The organism is Arsenicibacter sp. R0_47 (genome assembly GCF_057652235.1).
On the sequence record NZ_JBYFCJ010000004.1, the window covers coordinates 147,546 to 162,611 of the forward strand.

Sequence of the window (15,066 nt, forward strand, 5' to 3'; positions counted from 1 at the left end):
CGGCGAATTTAATTTTCAATATTTTTTGAAAGTACAGAAAGTTGCGTTTCATTTGCAGCATGACGTTCGATGAAGCAAAGGCAAAATTTGTCCAGACATGGGGTACGCTGGCTACGCAGTGGGGGATCAACCGCACAATGGCACAGATTCATGCCCTGCTGATGATTTCGCCGGAGCCAATTGACACGGATGCCGTGATGGAGCAGCTACAGATCTCACGGGGAAATGCCAACATGAACCTGCGCGAGCTAATGGACTGGGGCTTAGTCTACAAACAGCTGAAGCCCGGTGACCGGCGCGAATACTATGTGGCGGAGAAGGATGTCTGGAAAATTGCCCGGCAAGTGGCAAAGGAACGCCGCCGCCGGGAAATTACACCGGTAATTGAGGTGCTGGAAGAACTGAAAAAAGTAAATACCGATACGCCCGAAGCCGAGGCTTTCCGGAAAATTGTGGGTGATCTGAGCCAGGTGGTCGGATTTGCGGATAATACGCTGAATGCGGTAATTAAAGCAGAAGAGAACTGGTTAATGGGCCAGTTTCTGACGTTTTTCCGGAGCATTTAGATAGATAGGGAAGAGGCCGTTGAGGCCTTCTTTTTGGTTAATAATTTTCAATTATTTCTGAAAATACAAAAATAAGAAAATGAAAACGCTGTTTGGATTCCGTGGGATCGCCGTGTCGGAGCCGACGATTTATATACGCTGGATTTTTTTACCGGTAATTGCACACTGGCTGAGCTGGCTGACCGGAATGGGCGGCATCGTGTTGTTCCCGTTTTTACTGACGTTCGCCCAGATGCTGATCCTGCAGGTATATTCCGAAACTGTTAAACCCGTCTGGTGGCTCTGCACGCTGCCAATCACACTGATCTGGTGGTATTTTTCAGGGCCGGCCCGTTGTCTGACGGCGACGTATGTAGAAAATACATTTATCCGGTCCATTGCACTCTACTATGTGGTTCAGGCCATAAATGCTTTTTTTCTGCTGTTGGTTGTCCGCGAAAATCCATGGCCGGCCATCAATCGTTGGTTTGGCAGTGTGCTGATTTCCGGTGCGTGCTGGTTTATACTGTATTTTGTTCTGGTACAATTTGTTTCGCTGGATGTAATGCTTGCTAACCGGAATTTGAGCATAGGAATATTTGTCGCATTTCCGCTCATCAGCCTTGCTTCGAATGCGCTGGGTGGCCTGTATCTGATCCGGGTGCGGGAGCGGGCCCACGTCTGGTAATGCGGCGATAACGGTTGCTTCTCAGGCATCGGATACTAACTTTTTGCAACAGTGCTACGGGCCAGTGGTTAGAGATACAGGTCAGCAACCCGACGTTATGAAAAGAAAAATTATACCGGTGCTTATTGCATTAAGTGTTTTAAAGACGGGTCTTGCGCAGCACCGGCATGATCCTATGCAGTCAATGCCGTCTGCGGCGAAGGCAGATACAATGCCCCATCACATGCATGAGATGGAGGCTATGCCTGCCATGACCCATTCCTTCTCGCGCAACTTGCCGATGAACCGGAATGGATCGGGTACATCCTGGCATCCCGATAATACACCTATGTATGCTTACATGGCCCACTCCGATAAGTGGACCTACATGGTGCACTACAGTGTTTTTCTACGCTATACCAGCCAGAATGCTAATAATCAGTCGATGCGTGGAAGCGACCGCCAGGTAGATGCACCGAACTGGGTAATGGGAATGGCCCAGCGCCAGGTTGGCAAACGGGGTTTGCTGTTGGTGAGGGCCATGTTGTCGCTCGACGCGCTGACAGTTGGGAGGGGTGGGTATCCGCTCTTATTTCAGACGGGAGAGTCGTTTCAGGGCAAACCATTGATTGACCGGCAACACCCGCACGATTTATTCTCTGAACTGTCGGTCGGGTATAGTTACGCTGTCAACCAAAACGTGGATGTGTACGGATACGTTGGGCTGCCCGGCGAACCGGCTCTTGGACCGCCGGCATTCATGCACCGGATTTCATCTTTCAACAATCCGGATGCGACATTGGGTCATCACTGGCAGGATGCCACGCACATTTTGTTTGGGGTGGCCACCGCGGGTGTACGCTATAAATGGGCTAAACTGGAAGCGTCTTCGTTTACAGGCCGTGAGCCGGATGAACACCGGTTTGGCATTGACCGGCCACGTTTCGACAGTTACTCGTACCGGTTGTCGGTAAACCCATCGCCGGCATTGGCCGTTCAGTTTTCACAGGGATTTATTAAAAGTCCTGAAGAACTGCATCCGGAAGACAATGTGGTACGCACAACCGCTTCGCTGCTGCACAGCAAAACGCTGGTGCGCGATGATGTTTACATCACCTCCGCACTGGTCTGGGGCCAGAATCAGGCACACGGGAAAACTGAAAATTCATGGCTGGCCGAAAGCAGCCTGCAATGGGGACGGCTGGCGGTGTATGGCCGTCTGGAACGGCTGGCAAAGTCGACGGAAGAACTAGGCCTGGAAACCGCCCTGGCAAACCAGACTCTGGTAACGATAAACGCACTGACATTAGGCGTGAACGGACGCCTGACCCGTTTTGCCGGTTCCGATCTGGTGGCGGGTATTCAGGCCACGGGCTATCAGATTGATCCGGCTTTACGGGCGTTTTACGGTAACTCACCGCTTTCGGGCGAACTATACCTCCGCCTGAACCCTTCCCTGATGAGGGGTAACATGACAATGCCCGCAAGAAGGTAATAGCCGCAGAAGCTACCCGATGGTAACTTCTGCGGTTCGGATTAGTAGAATGAAGGCGGCGGGTTGAGCGTCAGGTTCTGCCGCTGGTGCCAGTAGGGGTAGATCGGAGCCGTATCACTTGCCTGATCAAGCCGTTTCACCTGTTCGGTTGTCAGGTTCCAGCCCACAACGCCAAGATTTTGCCGTAACTGTTCTTCATTACGGGCACCGATAATAATGCTCGACACGGTCGGCCTTTGCAGTACCCAGTTCAGCGCCACCTGCGCCACGGTTTTGCCGGTTTCTTCCGCAAGCGTGTCCAGTACATCCATGATCGCGTACAAACGTTCGTTATCAACCACCGCTGCCGGAATCGGACTGCCTCCCTGCGCCACACGACTGTCTGCGGGAACCGGCTGATGGCGCCGGTACTTACCGCCCAGCATACCCGCTGCCAGTGGCGACCACACAATAGCGCCCACCTTCTGGTCGAGACCCAGCGGCATCAGTTCCCATTCATACTCACGGTTCAGCAGGGAGTAGTATACCTGATGGGCCACATAGCGGTTCCAGCCGTATTTTTCGGAGATACCGAGGGCTTTCATCAGGTGCCATCCCGAATAGTTCGACGCGGCCAGGTACCGGATTTTACCGCTTTGGACCAGATCATCCAGTGTCCGCAATGTTTCGTCAACGGGTGTAACACCGTCGAAACCGTGCATGTGGAAAATGTCGATGTAGTCAGTGCCGAGGCGCTTCAGGCTGCTTTCGACCTGCCGCAGCAGATGAAAACGCGAAGATCCCTGATTATTCGGCCCTTCTCCGAATGTGAAGGTGGCTTTGGTCGAAATCAGCAGCTGGTCCCGTTTGCCGGCAATGGCTTTCCCGAGAATTTCTTCGGATAGCCCCTGCGAGTATACGTCGGCGGTATCAAACAGATTTAGACCAGCATCCAGACAAATGTCCACGAGCCGGGTAGCTTCGTCAACCTGGGTGCTGCCCCAGGCTTTGAAAAATGAATTTCCACCGCCGAATGTTGCCGTTCCGAAGCTAAGTACCGGTACCTGAAGGCCGGAGCCACCTAAGTGTCTGTATTCCATAGCGTTTTTTTGTTGTATAAAAAAAAAGTGGCACAACCTGTCGCTGTACCACCGTTCTGTTTGTGTTTATCGCATTTGTACGACCGTCACGCCGGTTCCGCCGCGGTCCACGTGTTCGTCGGCCATGCGGGCGACCTCTCTGTAGGTCCGCAGGTGATTCCGGACGAGCGTTCGCAGGATGCCGTCGCCCTTACCGTGAACGATCCGTAGTTCGGGATAGCCCAGCATCAGGGCATCGTTCATAAACTGATCCACCACGCCGAGGGCTTCTTCGCCGCGTTTGCCGCGGATGTCGAGGTTGAAGCTGAAGTTCATCATCTTCTCGTTCATATCGACACCCTGCATTCGTGGTTTGTTTTCTTCGCCGGTAGCCTCTTTGTAGGCTTTTTTACTGAGCTTTTCGAGGCGGTTCAGCTTAATGTTCGATTTCAAATCGCCGATACCGATTTCGGCATCCTTACCGCGGATGGCCAGCACCTGACCGACGGCCGTCTGTCCTTTAATCCGGACGTAGTTGCCAGCCTCAATTGTCCCTTCGGCCAGTTCATACTCCTCTTTGGGCTTTGTATCGGCAATTACTTCCGGTTTCAGCTCCTTTGTTTCAAACTGTTCCAGCTGCTGCCGGACGGCTTTGGTCGCTTCTTTTTCGGCCTTATTTTCCTTAATCTCGCGGATGGTGTTTTCAATCCGCTGATTCGCCTCCTGTACCAGTGATTTCGCTTTCTGTTTCGCTTCGTTAATCAGCTGCTTCTGCTCGTTTTCCAGACGGGTTTTCAGCGCGGTATATTCGGCCAGTTGTTGGGCCACTTTACGCTGATTAATCCCGATCTCCATGTTTTTCTCGGCAAACACACGCTTTTCAATATCAAGCTCCTTCAACAGTTTTTCGAAATTAACCTGCTGCGAACCAAGTTTTTCCTTGGCGCGGTCGATTACACCTTTCGGCAAACCGATCTTACGGGAAATTTCAAAAGCAAACGAGCTGCCGGGGCGACCCATTTCAAGTTCGTAAAGCGGTTCGAGGTGCTCACCGTCAAAACGCATGGCGCCGTTAATGAGGCCATCCGTTTTATCCGCAAATACTTTCAGGTTGGTATAGTGAGTGTTAATGACTCCATACGCTCCCGACTTGTTAAGGTCTTCCAGAATGGCTTCAGCAATTGCCCCGCCAAGCCCTGGCTCCGTACCGGTACCAAATTCGTCGATCAGGAAGAGCGAACGCTTATTGGCACCAATCAGGAACTGCTTCATAGCCGTCAGGTGAGAGCTGTAGGTACTCAGGTCATTTTCAAGAGACTGCTCATCGCCGATGTCGATAAACAGATTCTGGAATACGCCCATTTCCGAGAAGTCATTCATCGGCACCAGCAGTCCGCATTGCAGCATGAACTGTACCAGCCCGATGGTCTTCAGCGCCACCGACTTACCCCCTGCGTTAGGGCCGGAGATAATCAGAATCCGTTGTTTTTCGTCGAGCCGTACCTGAAGCGGCACCACGCTTTTTCCCTGCTTCTGAAACGAGAGGTGCAGCAACGGGTGACGGGCTGCCGTCCAGTTGACAAACGGGCGGTTGTGTACCTTCGGCATACCGGCATCTAACTGATTGGCCAGCCGTGCTTTCGCGCGGATAAAATCAATCATCGCCAGAAAGTTAACGGCTTTCTTCAGATCTTCCAGATGGGGTCGGAGCTGATCGGTCAGGGTTTGTAAAATCCGGAATACTTCGCGGCGCTCTTCGTATTCGAGCTCGCGGATTTCGTTGTTGGCTTCAAAGACTTCGGCCGGTTCGAGGTACACTGTTTGCCCGGTCGAAGATTCATCATGCACAAACCCTTTTATTTTACGTTTGTGTTCGGCCGCAATCGGGATTACCAGCCGGCCACCGCGTACCGTGAGGCTGAGGTCATCCGGAATCCAGCCGTTGTTGCGGGCCATGCGCAGCATACTGTCCAGTTGCTTACGCAGGTTATTCTGTTCCGCAATGATCTGCCGGCGGATCCGCGCCAGTTCTGGCGAGGCCGAATCCCGCACATGCCCGCGATCGTCAATAACGCGTTCAATGGCTTCGCTGACCGCTTTATTGACCATAACCGGTCCTGCCAGCTCCCGCAGAAACGGGTACTCGTTTTTTTCTGAGCGCTTCTCCAGAAAACGCAGACAATCCTGAATTGTCCGTAAAGACAGTTTCAGGTCAAAAAACTCTTCCTCTGTCAGCGCCAGCCCTTCAATACGGGCTTTTTTCAGCTGCTCCCGTACGTCGATGTAATTCGATGACGGAAAATCCGGTTCGAACTGAACGATCTGTTTAAATTCAGCTGTTTGCCGGAGCAGTTTATCGATGAGTTGATGGTTATCCGTGAAGCGTATTTTATCCACATAGTCCTGACCCAGCGTGCTGACACAGGCTTGCTTCAAAAGTTCGCGTATTTTATCGAAACCTAATTTTTGTTCGAGGGTATTCGGGTAAAGCATTCGTAATGAATGAACAATTAAAGTGGAAAGGGGTGTATACAGGCCACGCCCTATTGTAAAACAGAATTAATCGGGATGTGGTTCGGTTCATAGAAACGCTGGCGCACACATTTCCGTAAACTGAATCTGCCTTTAATGCGTTTTCACCAAAAAGGTAACCCCTACAATTCATGAAACTCATTGAGTGCCCGCGCGATGCCATGCAGGGCCTGACGCATACAGTGCCTGCTACACTGAAAATTGAGTACCTGAACGCATTACTGCGGGTTGGGTTTGATACCCTGGATTTCGGCAGTTTTGTCTCCCCGAAAGCTGTTCCGCAGATGGCTGATACGGCTGATGTGCTGGCCGGACTTGACCTGTCATCGACTAGAACGAAGCTGCTGGCCATTGTGGCTAACCTGCGCGGGGCAGAACAGGCACTGGCCTCAGAAGGAGTACATTACCTGGGCTTCCCGTTGTCGGTATCCGAAACCTTTCAGCAGCGTAATACGAATAAATCCATCGCACAGGCCTTGGCGGAGGTGGCAACGATGCAGGAACTGTGCTCAGAGGCGCAGAAAGAGCTGGTCATTTATCTGTCGATGGGGTTCGGCAATCCATACGGCGATCCGTACAGTCCGGAGGTAGTCAGTATGTTCACGCAGCAGCTGGCAGACCTGGGCATCCGGATAATTGCCCCGTCGGATACGGTCGGTACGGCAACGCCTCAGGCCATTGACCGTTTATTTACTCACCTGATCGCACAGCATCCGGCCGTGGAGTTCGGAGCACACCTGCACGCGCTTCCGGGCGACGTTGAGGCCAAGGTTGAGGCCGTTATCCGGTCCGGTGTCCGGCGGATCGACGGAGCCCTGCGGGGATTAGGGGGCTGCCCGATGGCCGCCGACGACCTGACGGGAAACCTGCCGACAGAAGGTATTTTGCCGGTATTGCAAAAGCATGAGCTGCTACCGGATCTCAATATGGCGGCTTTCACAGAGGCCATGACGATCTCCCGCGAAGTCTTTGGCAACTGAATCGCGGGGTAGCATATAAATAACGACAGGATTACAGGATGAACAGGATTGTTGCGTGCTTACAGCATTATCCTGTTTATCCGGTAATCCTGTCAAAACTAATTTTCCCGGAAAATCAGATAAACTGCTCCTGAATTTCGGCTTTTACAAACTTCAGTGCTGCTGCCGTTGGCTGTTTATCCTGCTGGATAATGTGTTCAAAGAGCCTTTTGGCCAGCTCGATGGGCTGTGCATCCGGCGAGGTATTGCCTGATGCCTGATTGATCAGAGTCACCACCTCATTCATGGCCGTCTGAATATGCTCCCAAGCCGCGTCGCTCATGTAAATCTGCTGCGACAAGTTATGGTTGTATTCATCCCGGATGTCCTGCAGCAGCAACTGCTGAAACTCAAGTACGGTGGTTGCATTACCGCTCAGCCGGACCAGCAGATTATTCGGGCTGATGCGCTCCAGAAAAAGCACCATGCGTTCGTAGGCCTGCAGGCGGATCGGAATTACGGTTTTGACGTATTCTGTTTTGGTCTCATTTTTATGCCGGTCAGCCTCCCGTTCCAGCAAAAGTTTCACGGTCAGATACATGCCGTAAAGAACCAGTGCCGCGGGGACAATCAACTTAAGCAAATCAGCAATCAGCTCCATTCTGTGTTTCGTTATGTGTGCGTAAAATTAGGTAACTTTGAAAAAAGGGCCTTGCCTCCGGACGACTTAAAATTGCCGGAAACGGATGCCGGGGCCGTAAAACGTAACGGAATACAGACCATGTTTGTCCTTGATCAACCGGTGCGGCTTCATGAAGATGCCCGCACGCAGATAATCGATATTTTTCAGACCCAGAAAATTCCTGCCGAATATGGCCTCCGTGTTGGTATAAAGGGCGGTGGCTGCGGGTCATCCTGGCTGCTTGGCTTCGACCTGCCCGGCGCGGCCGACGAAGTGTATAACGTAGATGGCGTACGGATCATTATCGACAAAAAGCATCTTCTTTACGTATTGGGGGCCGAAATCGGCTATGAAATGAGCGAAGAAGGGAGGGGATTTACCGTCGATAAGCAGTCAAATACAGCTGGTTGAAAAAATGGTAAATATAAGTTACCGATATAGCCATATAAAAACCATCTTCTGGCACGATTTTTACTACAAGATGGAGGAATAGTGTCTTTATCCTGAATCGTGAAAATAGTCGAAAAGCATATATTTCTGTTTCTGGCAATGCTGATGGTTTTTCTGTCAGCACTCTGCTATGTTTTTTTAGAAAGGGATGCGCCCGGGGCTACTGATGAGCAATACCTTGCCGCCATTCAGGACCGGATTAAAACGGAATTACGGATCAGTAGTGACGAACTGATGCAGGTGACTGACCGCGTAAAAGAAACAAAGGATTTTGCCTTTTCGAACCTCAGCTTTCCTACGCGCTATCCGTATTTTATCTTTCAGGATGGTAAAATACTGTATTGGTCTGATCAGATTTTTGTGCCCGACTATGAGAGCATTGCCAATGTAGCGCATCCGAGACTCGTCAACTTTGATCAGGGAAACTATATTGTCAGCCGGCAGAAAGTCGTTAAAAACGGTCACCGGTATGATATTTATTCGCTGGTAATGGTGTACCGCCATTATAATAACACCAACACCTACCTGCAATCCGGGTATAATCCGACCTTGTTCCCGATTGAGCCCAAAGCCATTTCGATGCAGAAGGCTAAATCGTACCAGAACATCTACGATAATTCGCCGGTCTTTCTGTTTTCCGTAACGCCGCCGCATATTCAGGCTTACCGTAACCACACTACGCCGGTCAATACCGTTATACTGGCTACGCTCGGGGTGTTGTTTCTGGGGCTGTATGTAATCCGGCTTATGATCCGTTTTGGCCGGAAGCGGCAGTTTGAGTCCGGCTTTTTTGTTTTACTGGCTTATCTGCTGATCCTGCGGGGTGTTATGCTGTATTTTGGCGTACCGTTCCTGTTCATTGATACGGATCTGTTTAACCCTAAGTTTTACGCCTCTTCGGTTATTGCGCCTTCGCTCAGCGACATGCTGCTGAACGCTCTGGCAGTGGCAGTGCTGGGCTTATACATGATTGCCCACTATTACCGGACCCGTACGTTCCGGTTTCTGATCCGGCAACATGACTGGGTGAAACTTCTTGTTTCGGTAAGCGCCGTAATTGCCAGCTACGTGGTCTTTTACCTGTGTTACACGGAGCTGAATAATATTTACGAGAAGTCGCAGTATATGCTCGATATTTCTCTGAGCATTCATTTTTCCCATCTGAAAATCGCCTGTCTGCTGGTTTTTGTCAGTATTTCGCTGATCTATTTTCTGGCCCTGCATTTGCTGACCAGTCTGTTTATCCGTTTCAATAACGATCTGCGGCAGGGATGGCTGGCCTTTCTGGTCGGCACAGTGCTGTCGGCGGTATTGTATTATGCGGTCGGCGTCATTGCGGAGCTGGTTTGGGTCCTGAACGGCGTTTATTTCATTTTCCTTTATCTGACACGGTTTCCGAGAATCTTATACACGTTCCGCTACCAAACCTCGATTTATTTGTTTTTTGCCGCCTTTATCTGCGCGCTGACAACAGCTTATGTTGTTTACCGGCAGGAAATCAAGAAAGATGTAGCGCAGAAAAAGGATTTCGGGGCGCGGCTGCTGGCCGAGAATGACGTGCTGGGCGAATTTCTGCTCGATAAGGCGCGCGGGGCAATTGCCGGTGATAACAAAATCCGGAAAGCATTCCGGCGGGATTCGATCCTTGGCAGTGCCCGGATTCAGCATCGCGTGAAAAGCACCTATCTGGAGAAGTATTTTGAGAAGTACGATGTCGAGGTACTATCGTTTGACGCCGATGGCAATCCGCTGGAACACCGGCCCAATGCAGTAGACTATAAAGAATATGATGCCCGCTACCGGACAGACCGTTACAAAACGCAGTACAACGGCTTGTACTTTGTCAACGAAGTCGGGAACAACATTATCAAACAATACATCGGATTTATTGATATTTACGGGCAGGATCCTGACAGCACGCTGATCGGCCGGCTGGTGCTTGATCTGAAACTGCGGAATGAGACGCCTAAAAACGTCTATCTTGAATTACTGGTAGACAAGAAACTCATTCAGTCGCCCGAAAGCCAGGATTACAGCTATGTCATTTACGGTGGGTCACCCAGGTCCATTATGTACAGTACGGGCAGCTATAACTATGACCGGAAAATGCCGCAATGGATGCTCGAACGGCCTGAACTCTACGATGAGGGCATGACGCTGAACGGCTATAAACACGTTGGTTTACGGGGGAAAAACGGGCGGACGATTGTTACGTCGTCGCTGGAGTTTCCGGTCAGCAGTATTCTCTCTAATTTCTCCTTTCTGTTCCTGATTCTGGTCCTGACCGTTATTGTGGCGATCATGACCTATGCTATCCGGTACCAGATATCGCATTTCAGTGTGAACTATTCAACGCGGATTCAGATCCTGTTGAACATTGCCTTTTTCCTGCCGCTGTTGCTGGTCATGGTGATTATTCTGGGGGTAATTACCTCAAATTATGTTTCGAATCAGGAGACGGCGTTCATTAGCAACACACGCAACATTGCGTCTAACTTCCTGTCGTATCTCGATGAATACCAGCAAGGGAAACGCAGTCTCGAGTCGGCGCAGGAGGAACTGAAAAAGATTGCGCGTGACGTGGATACGGACATCAATGTGTTCGACACGACGGGCGTTTTGTTTACATCGACCCGTCCGCTGATGTATGAGAGCGGCCATTTGTCGAAACGCATTAATCCGCTGGCCTACATTCACCTCATTGAGAACAAGGAAAAACAGGTGCTGCTGAGTGAATCGCTGGGCAGCAAGGATTACCGCACGGCGTATGCTGGTATCAAATCGTATAATGGCCGTTTGCTGGGTGTGCTGAGTGTGCCTTATTTCTACGCACAGCCGGAACTTGATGAACAGGTGAGCGAGGTAGTCGCCTCCACGCTGAACGTGTTTATGATTCTGTTTATCGTTTTTCTGATTTTATCCTACGTTGCTTCGAACTCGCTGACAGGTCCGTTACGGCTGATTACACAGAAAATCCGGCGGACAAATCTTGACAAGCTCAACGAGCCGCTTGACTGGAAGTCTGACGACGAAATCGGGCTGCTGGTGGGCGAATATAACCGGATGCTGGTGAAGCTGGAAGAAAGCAAGCAAGCCCTTTCGGTCAGCGAAAAGCAGTCGGCCTGGCGTGAAATGGCCAAGCAGATTGCCCATGAGATTAAAAACCCGCTGACCCCCATGAAACTGACGCTGCAGCATTTGCAGCGGACAATGCCGGTCGGTGAAGAAGATAGCCGGGCGCGGCGGATCATTAAGAATGCTTTTGAATCCTTACTGGAGCAGATCGACAACATCAGCGAAGTCGCGGCTTCCTTTTCGGAACTGGCCAAGATGCCGCTCCCGAAAAACGAAATGTTTGAGATTACGTCTGTACTGAACAAAGCTGCTGATCTGTATGCCGACGACGAGCGGAACAACATCTACAAGGATATTATGCAGGGGCCGATCATGGTTATCGGGGACCGGCAGATGACCGGCCGCATCATCACGAACCTGATCATCAACGGTATTCAGTCGGTACCGCAAGGGCGTAAGCCGAGTATTGACCTAAAGCTGTTTACTACGGAAGAAGAAGTCCAGATTGAGATTCACGATAACGGAACAGGTATTCCGGAGTCGATCCGGGCAAAGGTATTTCTGCCCAACTTCAGTACCAAGAAAGACGGTTCGGGGCTGGGCCTTGCCATTGCAAAACGCGGGATAGAACACGTCGGCGGGAGCATCTGGTTTGAAACTACTGAAGATGTAGGTACCTCGTTTTTTGTGACGCTGCCACTGGCTCAGCGGGCTAACGGTACAAGCGGGAGTCTCTCTAAACATCCGGAAGGCGTGATCCGGCGGTAAGATATCTGTAAAACATACCGGCAGTTTACAAGAAAGGGGGTATCAGCTGATACTCCCTTTCTTGTGTGCTAATCATCAATCGTGACGTGTTTCCAGTTCTCGCCCGAGCGGATGCGGTTGAGCTGGGTATGCGTAATGCCAAACTGCTTGGCAATCATTTTAAGCCGGTTTTTGTCATTCCGCAGCAGCTTTTTAATGATTTTTACCTTTGTCTCCGTCAGCTTGTAATTACTGGTCTGACGGGGCTGGGGACGGTTCTTGAGATTTGGATTGTTCCGGTTGTGCTCAATCATTTCTTCTTTTGACACCCACTTCAGGTTAAGATGGTAGTTATTCATCTTATCATGGTCAAGGTGGATGACAAAAGTGTGTTCCGGTTGCAGGCGTTTTACAAAAAACTCGGCGACCAGCTTGTGTACATAACGGTTGAGCGTTTTTCCTTGTGAACGAATGTTTAAGGAACGATACCCCTGGATAACCGACCCTTTAATAATAGTCCCCTGTACGGCACCAGACTGAAAACTCCGGATCCGGCCGTAGTTGGAAACCTCGTAATGGGGAGGGTTTTCAACGGTATCAAACGGAATGGTTACCCATTTCTCATTCCAGTAACTTTGATTCTTTTTGTCATTCATTTTTCACAAAAAAGTAGAAGTAAAATAGATTGAGTAGGATACCTGTTTGTTTATATAAACTTAAACAAAATACTGAGGAAAAAGTTAAGACTGGCTGCTAATTTAATAGATGGATCGTTTTATGTCGTTCATACTGGCCAAAAAGTTCATTTAAATGGACATAGTTGGTTATTGAACTAATTTCAAGAAAAGATAAACAAAAGGTGCCGCATAAGAAAGTAAAAATCAAAAAAAAGAATTAATGTGTTTCTATTAGAAGACGCTATTGTTTCGTGAAGGTAACACAGTAATTGTAAATAAATCGGATAAGAACAACTATGATAACAGATAAAAAGACGTTGATTCTGGGTGCTTCGGAGAATCCGGACCGCTATGCGAACCGGGCGGCACTCAGCCTGCTGAACTACGGGCATGCCATCGAACTGGTGGGCTTACGGCAGGGGCATATACGCGGGAATGCGATTCAGACCGGACAGCCGGAGCTGACCGGGATTGATACGGTGACCATGTACGTCGGGCCCCGCAACCAGCCGCAGTATTATGACTACATCAAAGCGTTAAAACCACGACGGGTTATTTTTAACCCCGGCGCAGAAAATCCTGAATTTGAGCGTATACTACAGCAGGAGGGTATCGAACCGGTTGAAGCCTGTACGCTGGTTATGCTTTCGATCGGGAATTATTGAATGATTAAGTGATTGAATGATTGAATAGAATTTAATTCAATCATTCAATCACTTAATCATTCAATAATAGTCACCATTTAATAAGTGCGGAGGCCCAGGTGAAGCCGCTGCCGAAAGCGGCAAGACACACAAGGTCGCCTGGTTTCACACGGCCCTGTTCCCAGGCTTCTGTCAGCGCAATCGGGATGGAAGCGGCCGTTGTGTTGCCATACAGGTGTATGTTACTCATCACCTTTTCTTCAGGCAGGTTCATCTGCTGACGGACATAGTCCGAAATCCGGATATTTGCCTGATGCGGCACCAGCAGCGATATATCACTTGCTGAGTATCCGTTGGCTTTCAGGCTTTCGTTGATTACCTCCGAAAAGCGGACAACGGCATGTTTGAACACTGCATTGCCGTTCATAATCACATCAATACCCCCTTCATCGAGCATGTCTTTGGTAACCGCCCGGCCCGGACGGCTGCTGCCCGGATCTTTGACAAACAGCTCCTCGGCATAACGGCCGTCGGCGTGCAGGTGCGTTGACAGCACACGGTGTTCCGGATCTGTGGTAGCCTGCACTACGGCAGCACCGGCACCGTCGCCGAAAATGACGGCAACATTACGGCCCTCGGTACTTTTGTTGATCCACGAAGACTGAATCTCGGAACCAACAATCAGGACATTTTTATACATCCCGGTCCGGATAAACTGGTCGGCAATGGAAAGGGCATACACAAAGCCGGAACACTGGTTGCGGATGTCAATCACACCGATACCGTCCAGGCCTAGTTCGCGCTGCATGAGGAAAGCTGAGCCCGGAAAAAAGTAATCCGGTGTAATGGTCGCATACACGATCAGATCAATGGCGGATGTCTCAATGCCGGCCCGTTCAATGGCCATGCGGGAGGCCGCCGTAGCCATACTGGCATTCGTATCTTTTCCGTAGGTGAAATAACGCCGTTGCTGAATACCGGTACGCTCGCGGATCCAGGCATCCGAAGTTTCCATGTATTGCGTCAGGTCGTCGTTGGTTACAATATTGTCGGGGACATAAAAGCCGAGTCCCGTTATGGTCGAGTACGTCATAGTATTGCGATAAAGCAAAAAAAGCCCGGCTAAAATAGCACTTTATTCGGGGAGGATTGTGGTATCCATGAATAAAGTCCTGACTTTGCCGGGATAATGCAAAAAAAGTATGCGGTTTTTACTGCTGCTTACGCTGTATGTAACGTAAAGCTGTATTCTTCCATAATCAGGTTTGCCAACAGCTGCCGGCACGCTTCGTCGACAGTTGATGTTGCGGCTTCTTCGCTCTCTGCGTCAACTTCTAACCGGATGTGTTTCCCGATACGAACGTCACCGACATTATCGATGTGCAGGTTGTGGAGGCCAAGCCGAACCGCTTTTCCTTGAGGATCCAGAATTTCTTTCCGGGGCATTACGTCGATTTCTGCGAAAAATTTCATGAATGATAAAGAGTGAAAGAGTGAGAGAGCGAAAGCGTGAACGCATTGTACAGATTACCCGG

Annotated in this window: 13 protein-coding genes; 7 read left to right on the forward strand and 6 right to left on the reverse strand. The window is 50.1% G+C overall.

Annotated features, from left to right (window positions below):
* The first annotated feature begins 59 nt into the window (after positions 1–59).
* The 3 genes from AC23NW_RS09365 to AC23NW_RS09375 all read left to right on the forward strand — a co-directional run bounded on the left by AC23NW_RS09365 (position 60) and on the right by AC23NW_RS09375 (position 2,707).
* A complete protein-coding gene (locus AC23NW_RS09365) occupies positions 60–566 on the forward strand; it encodes a GbsR/MarR family transcriptional regulator (protein WP_487449069.1) in 507 nt (168 codons plus the stop codon).
* A 79-nt stretch (positions 567–645) separates the two neighbouring features.
* Complete coding sequence (locus tag AC23NW_RS09370; protein WP_487449071.1) at positions 646–1,233, forward strand: hypothetical protein; 588 nt, start codon at positions 646–648, stop codon at positions 1,231–1,233.
* Positions 1,234–1,330: 97 nt separating this feature from the next.
* The gene (locus AC23NW_RS09375) at positions 1,331–2,707 is read left to right on the forward strand and encodes a hypothetical protein (protein WP_487449073.1); all 1,377 of its coding nucleotides are present in this window, start codon (positions 1,331–1,333) and stop codon (positions 2,705–2,707) included.
* Between the two features lie 41 nt (positions 2,708–2,748).
* On the opposite strand, the gene AC23NW_RS09380 is transcribed toward AC23NW_RS09375, so the two are convergent.
* Positions 2,749–3,786 carry an aldo/keto reductase gene (locus AC23NW_RS09380; RefSeq protein WP_487449075.1) on the reverse strand — a complete coding sequence of 346 codons (1,038 nt, stop codon included), beginning with the start codon at positions 3,784–3,786 and terminating at the stop codon, positions 2,749–2,751.
* Positions 3,787–3,852: 66 nt separating this feature from the next.
* A complete protein-coding gene (locus AC23NW_RS09385) occupies positions 3,853–6,258 on the reverse strand; it encodes an endonuclease MutS2 (protein WP_487449077.1) in 2,406 nt (801 codons plus the stop codon).
* Between the two features lie 170 nt (positions 6,259–6,428).
* Here AC23NW_RS09385 and AC23NW_RS09390 point away from each other — a divergent pair, with 170 nt between their 5' ends.
* A complete protein-coding gene (locus AC23NW_RS09390; RefSeq protein ID WP_487449079.1) occupies positions 6,429–7,277 on the forward strand; it encodes a hydroxymethylglutaryl-CoA lyase in 849 nt (282 codons plus the stop codon).
* Positions 7,278–7,392: 115 nt separating this feature from the next.
* Here AC23NW_RS09390 and AC23NW_RS09395 read toward each other — a convergent pair whose 3' ends face one another.
* Positions 7,393–7,917, reverse strand: a complete 525-nt coding sequence (locus tag AC23NW_RS09395) for a DUF7935 family protein (RefSeq protein ID WP_487449081.1) — start codon at positions 7,915–7,917, stop codon at positions 7,393–7,395.
* Positions 7,918–8,037: 120 nt separating this feature from the next.
* On the opposite strand from AC23NW_RS09395, the gene AC23NW_RS09400 reads away from it, so the two are divergent.
* Together AC23NW_RS09400 and AC23NW_RS09405 are read left to right on the forward strand one after the other, a co-directional pair.
* The gene (locus AC23NW_RS09400; RefSeq protein ID WP_487449082.1) at positions 8,038–8,349 is read left to right on the forward strand and encodes a HesB/IscA family protein; all 312 of its coding nucleotides are present in this window, start codon (positions 8,038–8,040) and stop codon (positions 8,347–8,349) included.
* 99 nt (positions 8,350–8,448) lie between these two features.
* Positions 8,449–12,231 (forward strand): sensor histidine kinase, encoded by a 3,783-nt coding sequence (locus tag AC23NW_RS09405; protein WP_487449084.1) that lies wholly within the window; start codon positions 8,449–8,451, stop codon positions 12,229–12,231.
* A 68-nt stretch (positions 12,232–12,299) separates the two neighbouring features.
* On the opposite strand, the gene AC23NW_RS09410 is transcribed toward AC23NW_RS09405, so the two are convergent.
* On the reverse strand, positions 12,300–12,866 hold the full coding sequence (locus tag AC23NW_RS09410; protein WP_487449085.1) for an NUMOD4 domain-containing protein: 567 nt from the start codon (positions 12,864–12,866) through the stop codon (positions 12,300–12,302).
* 317 nt (positions 12,867–13,183) lie between these two features.
* On the opposite strand from AC23NW_RS09410, the gene AC23NW_RS09415 reads away from it, so the two are divergent.
* On the forward strand, positions 13,184–13,552 hold the full coding sequence (locus tag AC23NW_RS09415; RefSeq protein WP_293837878.1) for a CoA-binding protein: 369 nt from the start codon (positions 13,184–13,186) through the stop codon (positions 13,550–13,552).
* Positions 13,553–13,622: 70 nt separating this feature from the next.
* Here AC23NW_RS09415 and AC23NW_RS09420 read toward each other — a convergent pair whose 3' ends face one another.
* On the reverse strand, positions 13,623–14,624 hold the full coding sequence (locus AC23NW_RS09420) for a 3-oxoacyl-ACP synthase III family protein (RefSeq protein WP_487449087.1): 1,002 nt from the start codon (positions 14,622–14,624) through the stop codon (positions 13,623–13,625).
* A 128-nt stretch (positions 14,625–14,752) separates the two neighbouring features.
* Positions 14,753–15,004: a phosphoribosylformylglycinamidine synthase subunit PurS gene (gene purS / locus AC23NW_RS09425; RefSeq protein ID WP_293837874.1), complete on the reverse strand. Its 252-nt coding sequence runs from the start codon at positions 15,002–15,004 to the stop codon at positions 14,753–14,755.
* Between the last annotated feature and the right edge of the window lie 62 nt (positions 15,005–15,066).